Source organism: Arthrobacter sp. sptzw32 (assembly GCF_059089735.1).
The window spans coordinates 201,391-219,543 of sequence record NZ_JBNHEZ010000005.1 but is presented as its reverse complement, the minus strand read 5'-3'; the positions used below and the strand labels follow the sequence as shown (position 1 = coordinate 219,543).

Sequence of the window (18,153 nt, the reverse complement as noted above, 5' to 3'; positions counted from 1 at the left end):
TGAAGCCCAGCAGCCAGAGTCCGTCACGGCCGATCACATGACGGCCAGGACATGGTTGGCACGGGACACCCCAGACAAAATGTGGAAGCTATCCATTCCCACAAACAATACGGAGTACCCATGGCATAGGCAGGGCGCTTGGACTCCGTCCAAGCCGAGCCCTTGCGGTCGGACAGCGAGGGCACCACGGCATCGACCGCCAAGCGTCCGAGACTGTCCCGAACCCCGCATCTATCCCGCATATCCGGTGACAACGGACGAAAGCGGATTGCAGTAGAAAGCAAGCCTGACTAGGGGCAGTCGAAGATGCTGGTACTCCGCAAGAACCGGTGACAGAGCGGTACTCTTACTCGAAAGGTCACCGGATCGACGCCGGTCGGAGCCACCACTGGGAAGCATCAGTTCTTCGGAACTGGTGCTTTTCTTCTTTAACGCCTTACTCCTGGAATGGCTGCCAGGTTCCGCCGCTCTCCACGTCAGGACACTTCTCTGCAGCCGGTTGGCCCTGTCTGCCCTTAAGTCACCGCCAGGGATAGGGTTGGGATCAACAGAAGGGGGAGTGCCTGATGGAATACCAGAACCCGCAACCCGGCCAGGGCATCCAGAGCCGTCCCGTCCCGGTTCCTGTGCCGGCGCCTGGTCTTGGCCGTACGGTGATTTCTGAAACGGCAGTAGCCAAAGTGGCAGGACTTGCCGCCCGGGCCGTACCGGGGGTGTACTCCCTGGGCTCCGGACCCCGTGCGCTTGGCGCCATCCGCGACGCCGTTGGCAGTTCGGATCATGCCGCCGGCGTACGCGCTGAGGTGGGCGAAACGCAGGTTGCAGTGGATATCAGCCTCGTCGCAAGCTACGGCACACCGCTGCACTCACTGGCCAACGAGGTACGAGCGGCAGTTTACCGGGCGGTGGAGGAACTCGTGGGTCTGCAGGTGATCGAGGTCAACGTGGAAGTCACCGACGTCTACGTTATGCCACCGGTTAAGCCCACCACCGGTTCCACGGAAAGGGAGGGGCTGCTGTGAACCTCACCGTCGCCGGTACCGCGATGGGCGCCTTCGTCGCCTTTATGTCCCTGCAGTTCGGCCTGTGGGGGTTTCTGATATCGCTGCTCTTTATGGCCATCGGGGCAGTCCTGGGCCGGGCCGCTGAAGGGAAACTGGACCTTCGCGGCGTCCTGGACGCCATCATCGGCCGGCGCTCGTCCTCATGAGCTCCACCGCTCCGGCTGTCCGGGGCCAGGAGCTGACCGGCCATAACCGCATCAGCACGCAGGCCCTGACCAGCCTTGCCAAGGCCGCAGCCGCCCACTACCTGGGCGTGGACGCCGAGGATGTCCGGGCTGACTGGACGGACGACGACGGCATGCTGGCGCTGTCCCTTGTCACGCCCATCAGCATCCCGCCACTGAACGCCGTGGTTCTGGACCCCTCCCGGGTGAAAGGCGGTGGAGGCTCCATCTGGGAGCGCACTGTAACGGCAAAAGCCCGCATCCTCGCCACAGTCGCGGATTTGAGCGGTGCACAGTTGAGCCGGGTGGACATCAGGATCAGCGGAGTGAGGATCAGCGAAGGAGGACGCGTCCGATGAGCCGGCGCGTGGAAAACCAGGGTCCTGATATGGGCCGCATACTGCATCGGGAAACGCACTCCTCACGCGCGGTAGTGGCCACTGCCGCCGCGGTCCTGGTCATCGCGCTTGCTGCCTACGGGCTCCTCGAAGCTGCCGTTCAAGCCTTCGGGCAGCCGGCCTGGCTGATCGAGCCGCAGGTGGCGGCCGAGCGCATGGTGGCCCTCCCCGCAGATATTTCACCGCTGCTGCTGGGCGCCCTTGGCGCGGTCCTGGCCATGTTTGGCCTGGTCTTTTTCCTCAACGGGGTCCTGCCCGGGCGCCGTGCCCGGCACCTTGCAGGTGGCGGTGAAAACGCCGGACGTGCCGTAGTGGTGGACGATGAAGTCATCGCTTCCGCGCTGGCACGCCGCGCCCGGCTTGCCGCAAATGTCGCACCCGAACAGGTCATGGTGGTGGTTTCGCAGCGGCAGGTGGTGGTGAATGTCCGGCCCACCTCGGGAGTTCCCGTGGACCACGACGCCGTGCTTGCTGCGGTCCAAAGCGAACTTCACGCCATGGCTCTGCACCCTTCACCCGAGGCACAGGTCAACGTGGCGCCGTCAGGAGTGATCGGCGCATGAACAGTACCCCTACCCTTCTTAACCGGATCCTCGTTGCGGTCCTCGGTTTGATGCTTCTTGCTGTTGGCGTCCTGCTGATGCTGCTGGCGGCTGTTCCGGCCGTTGCTTCCTGGTGGCACTCCTGGTCTGCCGGTGTCTGGAACCAGGTCAACCAGGTCTTCGCTGCCACGAGGTTTCCCGGGCGCACTGAAAGCTGGCTGTGGATCCTGGTGGCGCTGGCCCTGCTTCTGCTGATTGGACTGATGGTGGCCTGGGTTGCGCAGCAGGGCAAGGGCCGGGCCAACCTGCTTGCCTATGAATACGATCCCGGGGCGGTTCCGGGCGATGTCCGGATCAGTGGAGGAGTGGCGGAGCAGGCGCTTAAACATGCCCTCGCAGATCGTCCCGACCTGGCCGGTGCGACTGTGACCACCTATGACGTCAAAGGCAGCCCGGCCCTGAAAGTGCGCCTCCTGCCGCGCCAGGGCGTGGCCCCGCACCTGCTGGCAGGTGAGGTATACGCCCTGGTCGCGGCACTGGAGACGGTGGTTGGAAGAAAAATTCCGGTGCTGATCCACGTTGCAGCCGGCGCCCGGACGCGCTTCAGCCGGGCTGAGCGCGTGCGTTGACCGCTGGTACTTTCAGTCCCTGACCAAATAAACGGTGCAGTCTACGGGTACTTCGCGCCTATCCGCCCACTCGGCTGCAGGTTCAGGACCGCTGGAGAGAACAACCGAATAACCATCAGGAACGGGGGCGGAAGCAAACCCAAGGTTGCCTAACACCAGGACGTCGCCGTTATGGAGGGCCAGCACCCCGCTGTCCGGCGCGTGGACCTCAGCCCAACCAAAGGAGCCTGCACCCAGCCGATGTGCGGACCTGAAGGCAAGGGCAGCCCGGTAAAGCTCCAGGGTAGAGCCTTCCACTCCTTCCTGTTGGTCCGCTGCCAATGGGCCGAAACTCTCCGGCTGCGGGAGCCAGGGCTGGGATGCCCCGCCGTCCAGGGCCACGGAAAAGCCGTGGCCGGGCCGTTCCGCAGCCCAGGGCAGGGGGACCCGGCAGCCGTCACGGCCAATCTCTGCGCCATGCGTCCGGAAAAACGTCGGGTCCTGCCGCGCATCGGCCGGGAGGGTGGTGTGCTCGGGAAGTCCCAGCTCCTCTCCCTGGTACAGGTAAGCCGAACCCGGAAGAGCCAGCGAAATCAAGGTCGCAGCCCTCGCGCGGGCAAGCCCCAGGGGAGCATTGGGCTGCTCATCGTCCGCTCCCAGTCCCTTGGGGAACATCGTGGGGTCCTTTAGGCCGAACCGGGTGGTGTGCCGGACGGTGTCGTGGTTGCTCAGGACCCACGTGCAGGGAGCGCCGACGGAAGCGGCAGCTGCCAGGGAGGCTTCAATGGACTCGGCCATGCGCTCCGCATCCCAGCCTGCAAGCAGGAAATCAAAATTGAAGGCCTGCTGCATTTCGTCCGGGCGGGTGTAGCGGGCCAGCCGTTCCGCTGGCTCCACCCAGGCTTCGGCCACCATCATGCGGTCGCCTTCGTACTCGGCCAGCACCTGGTGCCAGTCCCGGTAAACGTCGTGCACGCCGTCCTGGTCAAAGAACGGTGAGGGAGGATAAAGCGGGGATACCGCCCTGTGTGGCTCCTCGGCGTCCGTATGGGCTCCGGGAGCATCACCGGGGCGGTGCGCTGCTTCCCGGGGCACTTCCACGGTGCCTTCAACCATGGCGGCGGCGCCTTCCCAGTCGGGCAGGCCGGGCTCCTTGACCAGGCCGTGGGCCACGTCAACGCGGAAGCCGTCCACACCCCGGTCCAGCCAGAAACGAAGCACAGAGCGCATCTCCTCGTGCACCTCGGCGTTTTCCCAGTTGAGGTCCGGCTGCTTGCTGTCAAAAAGGTGCAGGTACCACTCGCCCGGAGATCCGTCAGCCTCAGTGATCCGGCTCCAGGCCGGCCCGCCGAAGATCGATTTCCAGTTGTTCGGGGGGAGCTTGCCGTCACCGGAACCGGGAATGTCGTCCTGTCCAGACCGGAACATGTAGCGGCTCCTCTCCGGAGAACCCGGCGCGGAAGCGAGCGCTTCCTGGAACCACACATGTTCGTCGGAAGTATGGTTGGGTACCAGGTCAACAATGACCTTCAGCCCGCGCTGGTGAGCTTCCTGCAACATGGCGTCGAAGTCACCCAAGGAGCCGAAAAGGGGATCCACCTGGCGGTAATCTGCCACGTCATACCCTGCGTCCGCCTGGGGGGATTTGTAGAACGGGGACAGCCAAATGGCGTCTACCCCCAGCTGCTGCAGGTAGGAAAGACGGTTCGTGACACCAGGAAGATCTCCCATCCCGTCTCCGTTGCCGTCTGCGAAGGAGCGGGGATAGATCTGGTAGACGACGGCGTCCGCCCACCATTCCGGCCGGGCTGGATGGTCAGTAGGAACGTCCGGATTGGACATTTGGTTCCTCTCAGATAACTTTTTGATGTAAACGCTTGCATAACCCGCAGCAACATTACTAGTGTGAGCGTCACCACATCAACCTCACCAGCAAGCGCACTGTAGACCTACTTGTCACTCAGCGAGGAGCTTCAAGCTAATGAAAACCCCTAGATTCCTACTTCCGGCCGCCACTGCCGGTGTTCTGGCCCTCACTCTGACCGCATGCGGCGGGGGAGGCGGCGGGACCACGGGCGGCGGTGGAGGTGGTGGCGGCGGTGACGCCGAAGCCAACCTCGACAGCCGGGGTCCCATCACCTATGTACAGGGCAAGGACAACAGCAACGTAGTCCGCCCGCTGATTGAAAAGTGGAACGCCGCTCATCCCGATGAGAAGGTCACCTTCAAGGAACAGACTGACCAGGCTGACCAGCAGCACGATGACCTCGTCCAGAACTTCCAGGCCAAAAACGCCGATTACGACGTAGCGAGCGTTGACGTCGTCTGGACCGCCGAGTTCGCCGCCAAGGGCTGGCTCCAGCCGCTCAAGGACAAGATGGCCGTCGACACCACGGGCATGCTTGAACCCACCGTCGAGGCCGGCTCCTACAAGGACACCCTGTACGCGGCTCCGGTCTCCTCCGATGGCGGCATCCTCTACTACCGCAAGGACCTGGTCCCCGAGGCACCCAAGACCTGGGACGAGATGATGGAGATGTGCTCCATTGCAAAGGAGAACAACATTGGCTGCTACTCCGGCCAGTTCAAGCAGTATGAAGGACTGACCGTCAATGCTTCCGAGGCCATCAACTCCGCCGGTGGTTCCGTCCTTAACGACGAGGGTAAGCCGAACCTGAACACCGCGGAGGCCGAGGAAGGCCTGAACAACCTGGTCGAAGCTTTCAAGAATGGCAACATTCCTGCTGAGGCAATCACGTACCAGGAAGAGGAAAGCCGCCGCGCGTTCCAGGAAGGCAAACTGCTGTTCCTCCGCAACTGGCCTTACGTCTACAACCTGGCCACCACCGAAGGTTCCTCCCAGGTCAAGGACGTGCTGGGCATGGCGGCCCTGCCGGGCAAGGACGGCCCTGGTGCTTCCTCCCTTGGTGGCCACAGCGCAGCCATCAGCGTCTATTCCGACCACAAGGCGACTGCCCTGGACTTCGTAAAGTTCCTCATCGAAGAGGAGCAGCAGAAGTTCTTCGCAACGCAGGGTTCCCTGGCACCGGTATTCGGCGCTCTCTATGAGGACCAGGAACTGGTTGCCAAGCTGCCGTACCTGCCCGTCCTGAAGACCTCCATCGAGAACGCTGTTCCCCGTCCGGTAACCCCGTTCTACCCGGCTGTCACCCAGGCCATCCAGGAGAACGCCTACGCTGCGCTGAAGGGCGATAAGCCGGCCAAGGACGCGCTGTCCGACATGCAGAAGTCCATCGAGACCGCCGGCGCAGGATCGTAAGAAGCCATGGCTACTGAACTGGGCCCGACGCCGGTCAAAGGGCCGGCGTCGGGCACTACCCCGGTCCACCACGGACCCAAGGGCGTAGGCGAAGACAACAAGATCCTGAGCCAGGGCAAGTGGGCATCATGGCTTCTTGCCCCGACCATCATCGCGCTGGGCATTGTGATCGTTTACCCGATCATCAGCGCGATCATCATGTCCTTCCAGAAGGACGCCGGACTCGATCCTGTCACCGGGCTCTTCACCGAGGGCGGCCCGGCAGGTATCCAGAACTATGTGAACTGGCTGGGGCAGCAGTGTGCAGCCCAGGGCGGCGGCACGGTCGCCTGCCCGCCGGGCACCCTCGGAGGCCAGTTCTGGACGGCTACGGGCACCACTTTCCTCTTCACAGTCATCACTGTTGCCTTCGAAACCGTCCTCGGTTTCTGGATGGCCATGATCATGGCCCGCACGTTCAAGGGCCGCGGCCTGGTCCGCGCAGCGGTACTCGTTCCGTGGGCCATCCCCACGGCAGTAACCGCCCAGCTCTGGCTGTTCATGTTCGATTTCAACGGCATCATCAACAAGCTGTTCAACGTGTCCATCCTCTGGACGGGCAGCGAATGGCCGGCTAAATGGGCTGTGATCATTGCCGACACCTGGAAGACGACGCCCTTTATGGCGCTGCTCATCCTCGCCGGCCTGCAGATGATCCCTGCCGAGGTTTACGAAGCCGCAAAGGTGGACGGCGCTACCGCATGGCAGCGCTTCCGGATGATCACCCTGCCTTTGGTCAAGCCGGCCCTTATGGTCGCCATCCTGTTCCGTACCCTGGATGCCCTGCGTATGTTCGACCTGCCGTACATCCTGACCGGTGGTGCCAACAACACCACTACGCTGTCCATCCTGGTGATTAACCAGATCAGGCAAGGCTTCAACTCAGCTGCCGCCCTGTCCACCATTACGTTCTTCATCATCTTCCTGGTGGCGTTCATTTTTGTCCGCTTCCTGGGCGCGAACGTTGTGGAGCAAAGCGGAGCCACCGGCAAGGGGAAGAAATGACAACCACCACTGCTTCGACGTCCCTGCGGGCGCAGCAGGACAAGGGACGCAAGTCTGCGCAGAACCGGGAAAAGTGGGCAAGCGTCCGGACCTACATCAGCGCTGCCGTCATCCTGATCTGGTGCCTCGCACCTGCTTACTGGATGGTGGTAACGGCTTTCCGCGACGTGGGCTTCACCTACGACACCACACCCTGGCCCACCCACGTAACCATGGACAACTTCGTCACCGCCTTCGATACCTCGTTCGGCAACAGGTTCGGCCAGGCCCTGCTGAACAGTATTTTCATCGGCGTCACGGTCACAGTGATTTCGCTCGTGATCGGCGTGTTCGCGGCGTACGCCCTGGCACGTCTGAACTTCCGGTTCAAGTACCTGGTGCTGGGCTTCATCCTGGGGGCATCCATGTTCCCGGGCGTTGCCCTTATCACCCCGCTGTTCCAGCTCTTCACCAACATTGGCTGGATGGGCACGTACCAGGCGCTGATCATTCCGAACATCTCGTTCGTGTTGCCCCTCACCGTGTACACGCTGACCTCCTTCTTCCGGGAAATGCCCTGGGAGCTGGAGGAATCTGCACGGGTTGATGGCTGCACGCAGGGACAGGCGTTCCGGAAGGTCATCATGCCCCTGGCGGCACCGGCGATCTTCACCACGGCCATCCTGGCATTCATCTCCTCGTGGAATGAATTCCTGATCGCCAGCCAGCTGTCCAACGAGGCAACGAAACCGGTGACGGTGGCCATCGCCAGCTTCGCGGGCGCCCAGCCAAACCAGATCCCGTACACGGCCATCATGGCCGCGGGCACCATCGTCACCATTCCTTTGGTGATCCTGGTACTCGTATTCCAGCGCAAGATCGTTGCCGGCCTGACGGCTGGTGCGGTCAAGTGACGGGCCACGCTTCACGCTCCCGGTCCGCCGGGGCGGGAAGCAACCGCCGCCGCATGAGGTCCGGTGAGGATTTTGACATCATCATCGGGTTCCTAGGATTCTGGGCGCTGGTACTGCTCGTCGTCACCGTCTGGATGGAGCTGACGGCGCAGCCGGCACTCGGTTGGGCACTGGGGCTTCTGGCCACCCTGCTCGCACTCTATGGAATGGTGCGCCTGCGCCGGCGCCTTCCGGACCGGAGGTAGCGCACCCCGGCTGCCCGGCGTCGTCGGGTAGCCGGCGCGACGGGTACAACGGCGCCAGGTAACACTGCGGTGCGGACCGGTGCTCAAAATATTATTGCCCGGGGTATCGCACCAAGCAGGGCGGATGCCTGCAGGGATCAAATGAGGGGACACCGTGGCACGCACAAGTGAAAGGTCTCAACGGGGCGGCCACAGCGGGGTCAGCATCGAAGACGTCGCCGCCGCCGCCGGAGTATCCACCGCAACGGTGTCGCGGGCAGTCCGCGGGCTGCCCCGGGTGTCACCGGCAACCCGGCAGAAAATCCTCGAGGTTGCCGGGAACCTGGGGTATGTGGCGTCCAGTTCAGCCTCGGGACTGGCAACAGGCAGAACCAAAACCATTGGGGTTCTTGCCCCTTTCGTCAGCCGCTGGTTCTTCTCCAAAGCCATCGAGGGAGCTGACCGGGAACTCCACGCCCGCAACTACAATCTGTCCCTGTTCAATCTGGGGGGCCATGGCAGCAACCGTGAGCGGCTCTTCAGCAAGACCATGGTCTACAAGCAGATTGATGCCCTGCTGGTCCTGTGCATGGCGTTGTCCCACGACGAGCTGGACCATCTGCAGAAGATTGACATCCCGCTGGTGGTGGTGGGCGGCCATGTCGAGGAGTGCGCCTATATCGGCATCGACGATTATGCTGCGGCCTCCACTGCCGTCCGGCACCTGATCGACCTGGGCCACCGGGACATCGCGCTGCTGCACGGCGACGACGAGACAGACCTGAACTTTGATGTTCCCCGGGTCCGAATCCTTGCCTTTAAAGACGTCATGACCGCGGCCGGCCTCCCCACCCGCGCCGAATGGGACGAGTGGGGGGACTTCACTGTCCGCAGCGGGCAGGAAGCGTTCCGCCGCCTGTGGGCAAAGCCAGGAGACAAGCCAACAGCTATTTTTTGCGCATCGGACGAGATGGCCATGGGGGTGATCTTCGAAGCCGCCCGGGTCGGCGTGCTCGTGCCGGAGGAACTTTCGGTGGTGGGCATCGACAACCACGATTTTGCTGACGCCATAGGCCTGACCACTGTGGGGCAACGGCCCGACGAGCAGGCGGAACTTGCCACCAAGATGCTCCTCGATGAGCTGGACGGCGAGGCAGGGGCGGTACGGTCCGCCGTCGCGCCGCATGAGCTGATTGTCAGAAGGACGACGGCGCCGCCCCAGTCTTAGCGCCAGCTTTGGGAGGCGTGGGGCCAGCTTCAGGAGGCGCGGGCCAGCTTCAGGAGGCGCGGGCCAGCTGCCGGATGGGAATCCAGCGCGATGCCAGGCGGCGGTACGCCGCGGCAGCGCCGGTCATGTCACCCTCCGCCAGGCATTCGATTCCCAGCCTGATGTCCATGGGCGAATCGTCCGGATACACTTTGTCCGCGACAGCCCCGTAGTCCAGCTCCACCATGGAGTTCACATGGAATAGCTCCAGCCACTCCGTGAGCTGTGCGAGATCGTCGAGCATGTCAAGATCCGGTGCCGCCAATGCCAGGTTGGCCACGGCGTACCGCGCCCGCTCCAGGGCTTCGGTGATGGGTGCCCACACCCGGACAGTGACGATCCTGCCGGCTGCCTCCACCACGTCTTTATGGTCCGTATCCATGAACAGGGAAAACCAGCTGAAGGGGATACCCCAGGTGGACGCCCGGGTGTGCACACGGACGGACCCGTCGCGGGCTTTGACCTGGTCGATCCGCTCCTGGTGCTTGTCCCGCTGCTCCTCCGGGATCAGCAGCTCAGCCAGCGGACCATGAATCCCCTCCATCAGCGCGTTGGCCGCCAAGCCGGCCCGCAACACCAGTTGGCTGGGACAGTACAGCAGCTCAGGCTCGGCGTCAGCGCCGTCGTCGGACGTTCCCTTGCCGGGAGCGGGAGCCGCGGTGACGCGCACCAGGTCGGTCCGCCCGGTAGGGAAGGGGTCGCCGCCGGAACGGGTGATCCGTCCCAGTGAGGCCAGCAGTTCAGCGTTCTCGACGGCGGCACGGGAGGCGGCCTGCGCCCCGGCAGCGGCAATGGCTTTCCGCTGCTCTTCGGGGAAGGCGTCGAGGGGTTCATAGACGCGCAAGGTTGAGGAGAATGGCAGGCCTGCCTGGCCCCGGTAGAGGTTTCCCGTCATTACGGCCTCCTAGGTTGGGTCCAGGATGATGTCATCAGTCTGCCAGTTCCACCAGCACGGGCGCATGGTCCGACGCGCCCTTGCCCTTGCGCTCCTCGCGGTCAATTGAAGCGCCTGTCACGCGGGCAGCAAGGGCGGGGGAGCCCAGCACGAAGTCGATCCGCATGCCTTCCTTCTTCGGAAAACGCAGCTGGGTGTAGTCCCAGTAGGTGTAAACGCCCGGGCCCGGCGTGTAGGGACGAACGACATCGGTGAAGCCGGCAGATTCAAATGCGTGGAACGCGGCGCGCTCCGGAGGGCTGACGTGGGTGTACCTGTTATTGACGAAGAGGTCGATGTCCCAGACATCCTCGTCGAACGGTGCGATGTTCCAGTCGCCCATCAGCGCCACCTGGGCCTCGGGGTTCTGCGTGACAAGTTCCTGGGCATGCGTCTTGAGGCTTTCCAGCCACTTGAGCTTGTACGGCATGTGCTCATCGTCCAGAGACCGGCCGTTGGGGACATAAAGGCTCCAGATCCGGATGCCGGCGCAGGTGGCCGCCATGGCCCGGGCTTCCTGCACGGGGTCCTTGCCCGCCTTCCCAAAAGAGGGCTGGTCCAGGAAAGTCCGCTCAACGTCCTCCAGCCCCACCCGGGACGCGATGGCAACGCCGTTCCACTGGTTCACGCCGAAGTGGGCAACCTCGTAGCCCATCCGCTCAAAGAGTTCCCAAGGGAAGTTATCGTCCTTGCACTTGGTTTCCTGGATAGCCAGGACGTCGCAGTCACTGCGCTGCAGCCAGGCTTCCACACGGTCGGCGCGGGCACGGAGCGAATTCACATTCCAGGTAGCAATCTTCACAGCTCCTAACTTACCGTGGCTGCACGGATTGCGGAGCAGGCCTGTCCGGGGTCCTGCCCGCCCGGTGGAGTTCAGTAGGAAGCCCGAGTATATTCGCAACCAGGAATGACATGGGTCACACGCGAAGGAGCTTCCATGGTGGGGATCAACGTCCCCATTCCTGTGCCCATCGCCTACTACACGTTCGGCGGTTGGAAGGCGTCCGGGTTCGGCGACCTGAACCAGCACGGGGCGGACGCCTTCCGTTTTTACACCAAGACCAAAACCGTCACCACGCGGTGGCCCTCAGGAATACGGCACGGAACCAGTTTTGTGATGCCGGAAGGAAGTTGATGACAAACCTGAATACTGATGCGGTCAACGGGGAGGTCCTGTTTGAGCGCCGCGGCCGGCTGGGGCTCATCACCCTCAACCGGCCCCGGGCCGTCAATGCGTTGACCGCCGGAATGGTCGGCGCGCTTCTGAAGCAACTCACCGCGTGGGCGGACGACGACGGCGTTGCCACGGTTCTGGTGCGAGGCGCAGGTGAACGGGGGCTCTGCGCCGGCGGGGACATCGTGGCCATCTACGAGGACATGCTCACGGGCGGAGGGGCAACGGCGGACTTCTGGCAAACGGAGTACCGGGTTAATTCCCTGATTGCCCGCTACCCTAAGCCCTACGCCGCGTTGATGGACGGGCTGGTCCTGGGCGGTGGCGTGGGGATTTCCGCGCACGGTTCGGTCCGGGTGGCCACTGAGCGGACCCGGATGGGTATGCCCGAGACCACCATCGGGTTTGCGCCGGACGTCGGCGGGACCCTCCTGTTGTCCCGGGCGCCGGGCGAGGCGGGAACCCATGCAGCTTTAACAGGGACACACCTGAGCGGGGCCGACGCTGTGTACCTGGGCCTGGCCGACCACTACATTCCCTCGGGCAGGCTGGACGACCTGCTGGTGGCGCTGGAAAGCGAAATTCCGGAAGCCGCCGTCGTAAGCGTCGCGCAAGATGCCCCGCCATCTGCCCTCGAGCAGCAGCGGGAGTGGATAGACAGTTGCTACGCCTCCGACGACGCCGAGGAGATTGTCCGCCGGCTACGGAAAATTGGTGGGGACGCTGCCCGGGCTGCTGACACCATCGAGTCGAAGTCCCCTACGGCCGTGAAAGTCACGCTGGCTTCCCTCCGCCGGGTGAAAGGCCGCAGTCTCGACGATGCCCTGGCGCAGGAGTACCGCGTAGGGCTGCGGTTCCTGGAAGCACCCGATTTCCGGGAGGGAATCCGGGCGCAGGTGGTGGACAAGGACCGCCAGCCCCACTGGAATCCGCCCACCCTGGCTGGGGTGTTGCCGGAGCAGGTGGAGCGCTTCTTTGAACCGCTGGGCAGCAGGGAACTGGATTTGGAGCTGAAGGAGCCGGACCATGCGTGAGAACCACACCGTTGCCTTCCTGGGCCTTGGCCATATGGGCGGGCCCATGGCAGGAAACCTCGTAAAGGCGGGGTATGCGGTAACCGGCTTCGACGTGGTGCCTGCAGCCCTGGAGGCTGCCCGCGCCCGCGGCATTCCAGTCGCAGCAAGCGCTGTTGAAGCCGTATCCGGGGCAGACGTTGTCCTCACCATGTTCCCCGGCGGCCGGCACGTTCTGGATGCCTACCGGGGCACGGACGGCAGGGCGGGACTACTGGCAGCGGCAGCCCCTGGAACCATATTCCTGGATTGTTCCACCATCAATGTCGATGAAGCGCGGGAAGCAGCCAGGCTGGCCACCGAAGCAGGGCACCGCTCCCTGGACGCCCCGGTTTCCGGCGGCGTGGTGGGCGCCGAAGCCGGAACGCTCACGTTTATGGTGGGCGGGGACGAACCCGACTTCGATGCCGTCCGGCCGCTGCTGGAGGTCATGGGCAAGCGCGTGGTCCACTGCGGCGGGCACGGCGCCGGCCAGTCCGCCAAAATCTGCAACAACCTGATCCTGGGGGCATCCATGATCGCCGTCAGTGAGGCTTTTGTGCTCGGGGAAAAGCTGGGCCTGAGCCACCAGGCGCTGTTCGATGTGGCATCGGCTGCGTCCGGGCAATGCTGGGCACTCACCACCAACTGCCCCGTGCCCGGTCCCGTTCCCGCCAGCCCGGCCAACCGCGGTTACCAGCCCGGCTTCGCGGGAGCGCTGATGGCCAAGGACCTCAAACTCGCAGTCAATGCACTGAACAGCACAGGAGTGGCTGCCAGGGTAGGACCGCTGGCTGCGGAAATTTACGATACGTTTGCCGCGGAGGGCGGAGCCGGCAGGGACTTCTCCGCCATCATCACGGATATCCGGGACAAGTCCGGCAAAGATCAACTTGTGAATGCGGCGGGTAGCCGGGCGGCCAGCCTTCCGCACGAGGCAGCAAAACATGCACCACATCAGGCAGCGCAGGACGACGGGAGCCCGGAATGACGGAATACACGAACATCCTCGTGGAGCAGCGGGGCCGGGTGGGCCTGGTGACATTGAACCGGCCGCAGGCGCTGAATGCCCTCAATAAGGCAACCATGGAGGAGCTCGTGTCCGCCGCCCGGGCCATGGATGTTGATCCGGGTGTGGGGGCGGTGGTCCTCACGGGGTCAAAAAAGGCCTTTGCTGCCGGGGCTGATATCAAGGAAATGGCCGCCCAGGGTTACATGGACATGTACGCAGCAGACTGGTTCCGCGGGTGGGAGGACTTCACCCGGCTGCGCATACCCACAATTGCCGCGGTGTCCGGTTTCGCACTGGGCGGGGGCTGTGAACTGGCAATGATGTGTGACCTCATCATCGCCGGGGACAACGCGAAGTTCGGTCAGCCGGAGATCAACCTCGGCGTGCTGCCGGGGATGGGCGGATCGCAGCGGTTGACGCGCGCCGTGGGCAAAGCCAAAGCGATGGACCTGATCCTCACGGGCAGGTTTATCGGTGCTGAGGAAGCGGACCGCTGCGGCCTGGTGTCCCGCGTTGTACCCGCCGAGAATGTTGTGGACGAGGCGATAAAAGCCGCAGAAGTGATCGCGTCCAAGTCCAAGCCTGTGGCCATGGTGGCGAAAGAAGCCGTAAACGCCGCTTTCGAAATTGGACTGGCCCAGGGGGTCCTCTTCGAACGCAGGCTCTTCCACTCGCTGTTCGCAACGGAGGACCAGAAGGAAGGTATGGCGGCATTCGCGGAAAAACGACAGCCCGAGTTCCGGCACCACTGAGGGACGGCAGCCCCCTGCAGGGTGCCCACATTTGAGGTTGTTACCCCCTGGTCCCAGACTCCTCACAGGTGCGTAAGGTAGACAGGGCACACCAATCTTTCGGGACGCGGACGGGGGAGTTGTATGTGGGGAACGGCGGCGGATGCAGGCGGCTCAACCGATAGTCTCACCGGACTGGTGGGGATAGCTGCCTGGGGCATCGAGCAGTTGGGCGAATGGGGAGTGGGGCTCTTCACCCTTGCCGAAACCGTTGTGCCGCCCATCCCCAGCGAAGTGATCCTGCCGCTGGCCGGTTATCTGGCCCGGCAGGGGACTCTGAACCTGATCCTGGTTTTTATGACCAGCACACTGGGAGCCTACCTGGGGGCCGTCTTACTGTACTGGCTCGGAGCCAGGCTGGGGTTTGAGCGTTCCATCCGCGCTTTGTCCAGGCTGCCCTTGGTTGACCGGGAGGACTTTGAGCACGCTGCGGGCTGGTTCCGCCGGCACGGACGGTCGTCCATCTTCTTCGGAAGATTGCTTCCGGGTGTGCGGAGCCTGATATCCCTTCCCGCCGGCGCGGCCGGCATGCCATTTGGGATGTTCAGCCTTTACACCCTGGCGGGCAGCGGACTATGGAACGGGGCGCTCCTGGGACTCGGCTACCTGCTGGGCACCCAGTACCGGGTTATTGAGGAGTACTCGCGGTTCCTGAATTACGCCGTGTATGCAGCCCTCGGCGTCACAGTGGCGCTGCTGGTGGTCAGGCGCCTCAAGCGCATTAGGGCCACACCCTGATCCTGCGATGAGGACGTTGCCCAGGGGAAACAATGCAAACCAGGACCTCTGTCAGGAATCCAGGAAGTCGCCCGCATTCCGCCGGAAGTCCTGGAGGATCCGGATCAGCTGATCCACATCCTCGGACCCGAATCCCGGACGGCTGAATACCGCGGCGTTCAGGGCCGCCGTCGATCGTTGCGCAAGGGTACGCCCTTCACCCGTGAGCCCAACCAGTGTGGTGCGGCCGTCGGAGGGATGGGGCGAGCGGCGCACCAGCCCCGCCTCCTGGAGCCGGTCCACCGCGTTGGTGATGGAGGTCGGGTGAACCTGGAGCAAGGTACTCGCCTTCTTCATGGGAAGGGACCCGCTCGTGGCGAAGCTCAGCAGCATGAGCAGCTCATAGCGGGCGAACGTCAGGCCAAAGGGTTTGAGGATGAGTTCGATCCTGGACAGGAGGTTTTGCTGGGTACGCATTATCGCCGTGATGGCGGCCACGGGCGCAGCGGCCTCCGCCCAGCCGTGCTGCTCCCAGTTCCGGCGGGCATCTGCAATAGGATCATCGGGACAGCGGAGTACCCACAGCCAGCCTTTCTGCAGGTGATGCAGCTCACTCGTGTGATGACCTGTGCAATATATTAGGACATCCAAGGGTTCAGCAGAATGGTGCGGCAGCGAGGGGGTAAACGCCGATGCATCCTCCATCACCTGGCGCCGGAGCCCTGCCTTTTCCGGACGCTGACCTGATGTACATCGTGGACCTTCTGCCGGCGGCCGAGCGGGACAGGTACTTCAGCATCCGCCGGTTCCTCCAATCCTCGGTCCGGCAAGCCTCCATCGAGTACTGGAACCGCGAGGACTTCCCCTTTGGCCTCGTAGCGGACATGGGAAAGTACGGCCTCGGCGCCCTTCAGCTGGACGGCAGTTCCACGCTCTTTAAAGGCCTTATGTACGTAGAACTGGCACGGGCGGATGTGTCCCTGTCGGCGCTGGCAGGGATCCATAATGAGCTGATTCTTGGGATGATCAGCCAACTGGGGTCGGAGGAGCAAAAGTCCCGGTGGCTGCCGGGATTGAGAACCTTCAGCCACCTGGGAGCGTTCGCCCTGACGGAGCCGCAGCATGGCTCGGACATCGCCGGCGGCCTGGAGACTTCAGCCAGGCTGGAAGGAGGTGAGTGGGTCCTCAACGGGACCAAGCGCTGGATCGGGGCCGGGACCATCGCCGATTTCGCGCTCGTGTGGGCCAGGGACGAGGCTGACGGTGAAATCAAGGGCTTCATCGTGGAGACCGACCGTCCCGGCTACACCGCCTCAAAGATCTCAAACAAGATCGGCCTGCGGATCATGCAGAACGCGGACATTGTGCTGGCAGGCGTACGGATTCCCGCAGGCAACCTGTTGCCGGGGGCCACCAGCTTTTCCCGGACCAATGAGCTGCTGCGGGACTCCCGCGCCTGGGTGGGCTGGCAAGGTGCGGGCATCCAGCTCGCCGCCTTCGACATCGCCCGGGCATACACCCTGGACCGGCGGCAGTTCGGCAAGGAGTTGGCCCGGTTCCAGCTTGTGCAGCAGCAGCTCGCTGACATCCTGGGCAACGCTTCGGCCTCCCTGGCCCTGATGGCACAACTGGCCCACATCCAGGAGGAAGGAAAGCTGGAGATGGCGCAGGCTGCCATGGCCAAAGCCACCATCACCCGTTTGGCGCGGGCCTCAGTGGCCATGGGGCGTTCACTGCTGGGCGGCAATGGCATCAGCAGCGACTATGAGATGGGCAAGCTGTTCGGTGACGCCGAGATCCTGTATACCTACGAGGGAACCTACGAGATCAACTCGCTAATCGTGGGCAGGGCGGTCACCGGGAAGTCCGCTTTCCTTTGAGCTGCGCACTTCTTGAACCGGGCCTGGCGCCGCACCGTTGTTCCGGGGCGCCGGCGTGGGTAGCATCGAACACTAAGCCTGCTTAGTGTTTCTCCTGTGGCGTGTTCGTGTGAAGGGGTACCGGAATGACTGTCAAAAATTCAGTAGTGGTAATCACTGGAGCGTCCAGCGGGATCGGGAGGGCAACTGCCCTGCGCTTCGCCGGCAAGGGGGCACGCCTGGTCCTGGCTGCCCGCGGAGCGGAATCCCTCGAAGCCGTGGCTGTGGCATGCAGGAAGCGCGGCGCGCAAGCCATCGCGGTCCCCACGGACGTAAGCGACCCGGACAAAGTGGATGAACTGGCCTCCCGCGCTGTCAGGGAGTTTGGGCGCCTGGACGTATGGGTTAACAACGCAGCGGTGGGTGTATTCGGCCTGCTGACCGAGATCCCGCCGGAGGACTACCAGCGGGTATTGGACGTCAACATCTCGGGTTACGTCAATGGCGCACGGGCGGCCCTGATCCGGCAGACAGCCCAGGGCTCAGGAACCTTAATCAATGTTGCCTCGATTGTGGCGGAAACTCCGCTGCCCTATTCCTCCGCTTATTCCATCTCCAAAGCCGCCGTGCGCGCACTCAGCGTCAGCCTGCGCTCGGAACTCGCCCGCGAAGGTTTCACTGGTGTACATGTCTGCACCGTCCTCCCGGCCACCATAGACACCCCCTTCTACCAGAACGGGGCTAACTACAGCGGCCGCCGCCCCATGGCCTTGCCTCCGGTCTATACGCCGGAGCGGGTGGCGAAAGCGGTGGTGAAGCTGGTGGCCCATCCGCGCCGGGAAAGCGTGGCGGGCGGGCTGGCGGGCCGTTTGCTGCTCCTGCAGCATAAGGTGACACCCGGTGCCGTGGAAGCTGCGACCGCCCGTCAGGTGGACAGGCGGCAGCTTTCCCGTCGGCAGTCCGCCCCCGTGACTCCCGGAAACCTTCACCAGCCGTCCCAGTCCGTCCGGAGGACGTCTGTCACCGGGGGGTGGCACGGCCGGCGGCGGACTGCCCAGCGCACTTTGATGGGTGCCACGGCCCTGGCCGGCGCGGTGGCGGTCCTGCGTAAGCGGCTCGGCTGATTGCCG

19 protein-coding genes and 2 pseudogenes are annotated in these 18,153 nt (G+C 63.7%); 17 read left to right on the top strand and 4 right to left on the bottom strand.

Features of this window, described 5'->3' with window-relative positions; translation table 11 throughout:
- Nucleotides 1-566: 566 nt before the first annotated feature.
- The 5 genes from AC5RVN_RS11835 to AC5RVN_RS11815 are packed head-to-tail and all read left to right on the top strand — an operon-like array spanning nucleotide 567 to nucleotide 2,797.
- Complete coding sequence (locus AC5RVN_RS11835; RefSeq protein WP_494040592.1) at nucleotides 567-1,022, top strand: Asp23/Gls24 family envelope stress response protein; 456 nt, start codon at nucleotides 567-569, stop codon at nucleotides 1,020-1,022.
- Complete coding sequence (locus tag AC5RVN_RS11830) at nucleotides 1,019-1,210, top strand: hypothetical protein (RefSeq protein ID WP_494040593.1); 192 nt, start codon at nucleotides 1,019-1,021, stop codon at nucleotides 1,208-1,210. Before AC5RVN_RS11835 ends, AC5RVN_RS11830 begins: the two co-directional genes overlap by 4 nt.
- A complete protein-coding gene (locus tag AC5RVN_RS11825; protein ID WP_494040594.1) occupies nucleotides 1,207-1,587 on the top strand; it encodes a hypothetical protein in 381 nt (126 codons plus the stop codon). Before AC5RVN_RS11830 ends, AC5RVN_RS11825 begins: the two co-directional genes overlap by 4 nt.
- On the top strand, nucleotides 1,584-2,189 hold the full coding sequence (locus tag AC5RVN_RS11820; RefSeq protein WP_494040595.1) for a hypothetical protein: 606 nt from the start codon (nucleotides 1,584-1,586) through the stop codon (nucleotides 2,187-2,189). The genes AC5RVN_RS11825 and AC5RVN_RS11820 overlap by 4 nt, the downstream gene beginning before the upstream one ends.
- Entirely contained in the window at nucleotides 2,186-2,797 is a 612-nt protein-coding gene (locus AC5RVN_RS11815; protein WP_494040596.1) for a hypothetical protein, read from the top strand. Before AC5RVN_RS11820 ends, AC5RVN_RS11815 begins: the two co-directional genes overlap by 4 nt.
- Before the next feature lie 12 nt (nucleotides 2,798-2,809).
- Here AC5RVN_RS11815 and AC5RVN_RS11810 read toward each other — a convergent pair whose 3' ends face one another.
- Nucleotides 2,810-4,618, bottom strand: a complete 1,809-nt coding sequence (locus AC5RVN_RS11810) for a glycoside hydrolase family 13 protein (RefSeq protein ID WP_494138045.1) — start codon at nucleotides 4,616-4,618, stop codon at nucleotides 2,810-2,812.
- Between the two features lie 139 nt (nucleotides 4,619-4,757).
- Between AC5RVN_RS11810 and AC5RVN_RS11805 the strand changes: the two genes are divergently transcribed.
- From AC5RVN_RS11805 to AC5RVN_RS11785, 5 genes are all read left to right on the top strand, one after another.
- Nucleotides 4,758-6,056: an ABC transporter substrate-binding protein gene (locus AC5RVN_RS11805; protein ID WP_494040598.1), complete on the top strand. Its 1,299-nt coding sequence runs from the start codon at nucleotides 4,758-4,760 to the stop codon at nucleotides 6,054-6,056.
- Between the two features lie 6 nt (nucleotides 6,057-6,062).
- A complete protein-coding gene (locus tag AC5RVN_RS11800) occupies nucleotides 6,063-7,100 on the top strand; it encodes a carbohydrate ABC transporter permease (protein ID WP_494040599.1) in 1,038 nt (345 codons plus the stop codon).
- A complete protein-coding gene (locus AC5RVN_RS11795) occupies nucleotides 7,097-7,993 on the top strand; it encodes a carbohydrate ABC transporter permease (RefSeq protein WP_494040600.1) in 897 nt (298 codons plus the stop codon). Before AC5RVN_RS11800 ends, AC5RVN_RS11795 begins: the two co-directional genes overlap by 4 nt.
- Entirely contained in the window at nucleotides 7,990-8,238 is a 249-nt protein-coding gene (locus AC5RVN_RS11790) for a hypothetical protein (RefSeq protein WP_494138044.1), read from the top strand. The genes AC5RVN_RS11795 and AC5RVN_RS11790 overlap by 4 nt, the downstream gene beginning before the upstream one ends.
- 154 nt (nucleotides 8,239-8,392) lie before the next feature.
- Nucleotides 8,393-9,445 (top strand): LacI family DNA-binding transcriptional regulator, encoded by a 1,053-nt coding sequence (locus tag AC5RVN_RS11785; RefSeq protein ID WP_494040602.1) that lies wholly within the window; start codon nucleotides 8,393-8,395, stop codon nucleotides 9,443-9,445.
- 49 nt (nucleotides 9,446-9,494) lie between these two features.
- Here AC5RVN_RS11785 and AC5RVN_RS11780 read toward each other — a convergent pair whose 3' ends face one another.
- Both AC5RVN_RS11780 and AC5RVN_RS11775 read right to left on the bottom strand, forming a co-directional pair.
- Complete coding sequence (locus AC5RVN_RS11780; RefSeq protein ID WP_494138043.1) at nucleotides 9,495-10,379, bottom strand: DUF8083 family protein; 885 nt, start codon at nucleotides 10,377-10,379, stop codon at nucleotides 9,495-9,497.
- A gap of 34 nt (nucleotides 10,380-10,413) precedes the next feature.
- The gene (locus tag AC5RVN_RS11775; protein ID WP_494040604.1) at nucleotides 10,414-11,220 is read right to left on the bottom strand and encodes an exodeoxyribonuclease III; all 807 of its coding nucleotides are present in this window, start codon (nucleotides 11,218-11,220) and stop codon (nucleotides 10,414-10,416) included.
- Nucleotides 11,221-11,349: 129 nt separating this feature from the next.
- On the opposite strand from AC5RVN_RS11775, the pseudogene AC5RVN_RS11770 reads away from it, so the two are divergent.
- From AC5RVN_RS11770 to AC5RVN_RS11750, 5 genes and pseudogenes are all read left to right on the top strand, one after another.
- Nucleotides 11,350-11,553 (top strand): annotated as a pseudogene (locus tag AC5RVN_RS11770) (aldehyde dehydrogenase family protein); the annotation flags it as partial.
- On the top strand, nucleotides 11,553-12,626 hold the full coding sequence (locus AC5RVN_RS11765) for an enoyl-CoA hydratase/isomerase family protein (RefSeq protein WP_494138042.1): 1,074 nt from the start codon (nucleotides 11,553-11,555) through the stop codon (nucleotides 12,624-12,626). The pseudogene AC5RVN_RS11770 and the gene AC5RVN_RS11765, both read left to right, overlap by 1 nt.
- On the top strand, nucleotides 12,619-13,635 hold the full coding sequence (gene mmsB / locus AC5RVN_RS11760; RefSeq protein WP_494138041.1) for a 3-hydroxyisobutyrate dehydrogenase: 1,017 nt from the start codon (nucleotides 12,619-12,621) through the stop codon (nucleotides 13,633-13,635). The genes AC5RVN_RS11765 and mmsB overlap by 8 nt, the downstream gene beginning before the upstream one ends.
- Entirely contained in the window at nucleotides 13,632-14,408 is a 777-nt protein-coding gene (locus tag AC5RVN_RS11755) for an enoyl-CoA hydratase (protein ID WP_494138040.1), read from the top strand. Before mmsB ends, AC5RVN_RS11755 begins: the two co-directional genes overlap by 4 nt.
- Nucleotides 14,409-14,531: 123 nt before the next feature.
- A complete protein-coding gene (locus AC5RVN_RS11750; protein ID WP_494138039.1) occupies nucleotides 14,532-15,185 on the top strand; it encodes a DedA family protein in 654 nt (217 codons plus the stop codon).
- A gap of 51 nt (nucleotides 15,186-15,236) precedes the next feature.
- On the opposite strand, the pseudogene AC5RVN_RS11745 reads toward AC5RVN_RS11750, so the two are convergent.
- Nucleotides 15,237-15,747 (bottom strand): annotated as a pseudogene (locus AC5RVN_RS11745) (MarR family winged helix-turn-helix transcriptional regulator).
- 109 nt (nucleotides 15,748-15,856) lie between these two features.
- Between AC5RVN_RS11745 and AC5RVN_RS11740 the strand changes: the two are divergent.
- Nucleotides 15,857-17,044, top strand: coding sequence for an acyl-CoA dehydrogenase family protein (locus AC5RVN_RS11740; RefSeq protein WP_494138038.1), 1,188 nt, complete (start codon nucleotides 15,857-15,859; stop codon nucleotides 17,042-17,044).
- Between the two features lie 125 nt (nucleotides 17,045-17,169).
- Nucleotides 17,170-18,147, top strand: coding sequence for an SDR family oxidoreductase (locus AC5RVN_RS11735; RefSeq protein ID WP_494138037.1), 978 nt, complete (start codon nucleotides 17,170-17,172; stop codon nucleotides 18,145-18,147).
- Nucleotides 18,148-18,153 lie beyond the last annotated feature (6 nt).

Bases quoted from the DNA above. Each gene is read 5' to 3' on its own strand.
- AC5RVN_RS11780 (WP_494138043.1), bottom strand. From the start codon at position 10,379: ATGACGGGAAACCTCTACCGGGGCCAGGCAGGCCTGCCATTCTCCTCA.
- AC5RVN_RS11800 (WP_494040599.1), top strand. From the start codon at position 6,063: ATGGCTACTGAACTGGGCCCGACGCCGGTCAAAGGGCCGGCGTCGGGC.
- AC5RVN_RS11740 (WP_494138038.1), top strand. From the start codon at position 15,857: ATGCATCCTCCATCACCTGGCGCCGGAGCCCTGCCTTTTCCGGACGCT.
- AC5RVN_RS11750 (WP_494138039.1), top strand. From the start codon at position 14,532: ATGTGGGGAACGGCGGCGGATGCAGGCGGCTCAACCGATAGTCTCACC.
- AC5RVN_RS11755 (WP_494138040.1), top strand. From the start codon at position 13,632: ATGACGGAATACACGAACATCCTCGTGGAGCAGCGGGGCCGGGTGGGC.
- mmsB (WP_494138041.1), top strand. From the start codon at position 12,619: ATGCGTGAGAACCACACCGTTGCCTTCCTGGGCCTTGGCCATATGGGC.
- AC5RVN_RS11795 (WP_494040600.1), top strand. From the start codon at position 7,097: ATGACAACCACCACTGCTTCGACGTCCCTGCGGGCGCAGCAGGACAAG.
- AC5RVN_RS11735 (WP_494138037.1), top strand. From the start codon at position 17,170: ATGACTGTCAAAAATTCAGTAGTGGTAATCACTGGAGCGTCCAGCGGG.
- AC5RVN_RS11805 (WP_494040598.1), top strand. From the start codon at position 4,758: ATGAAAACCCCTAGATTCCTACTTCCGGCCGCCACTGCCGGTGTTCTG.
- AC5RVN_RS11835 (WP_494040592.1), top strand. From the start codon at position 567: ATGGAATACCAGAACCCGCAACCCGGCCAGGGCATCCAGAGCCGTCCC.
- AC5RVN_RS11820 (WP_494040595.1), top strand. From the start codon at position 1,584: ATGAGCCGGCGCGTGGAAAACCAGGGTCCTGATATGGGCCGCATACTG.
- AC5RVN_RS11825 (WP_494040594.1), top strand. From the start codon at position 1,207: ATGAGCTCCACCGCTCCGGCTGTCCGGGGCCAGGAGCTGACCGGCCAT.
- AC5RVN_RS11765 (WP_494138042.1), top strand. From the start codon at position 11,553: ATGACAAACCTGAATACTGATGCGGTCAACGGGGAGGTCCTGTTTGAG.
- AC5RVN_RS11815 (WP_494040596.1), top strand. From the start codon at position 2,186: ATGAACAGTACCCCTACCCTTCTTAACCGGATCCTCGTTGCGGTCCTC.
- AC5RVN_RS11810 (WP_494138045.1), bottom strand. From the start codon at position 4,618: ATGTCCAATCCGGACGTTCCTACTGACCATCCAGCCCGGCCGGAATGG.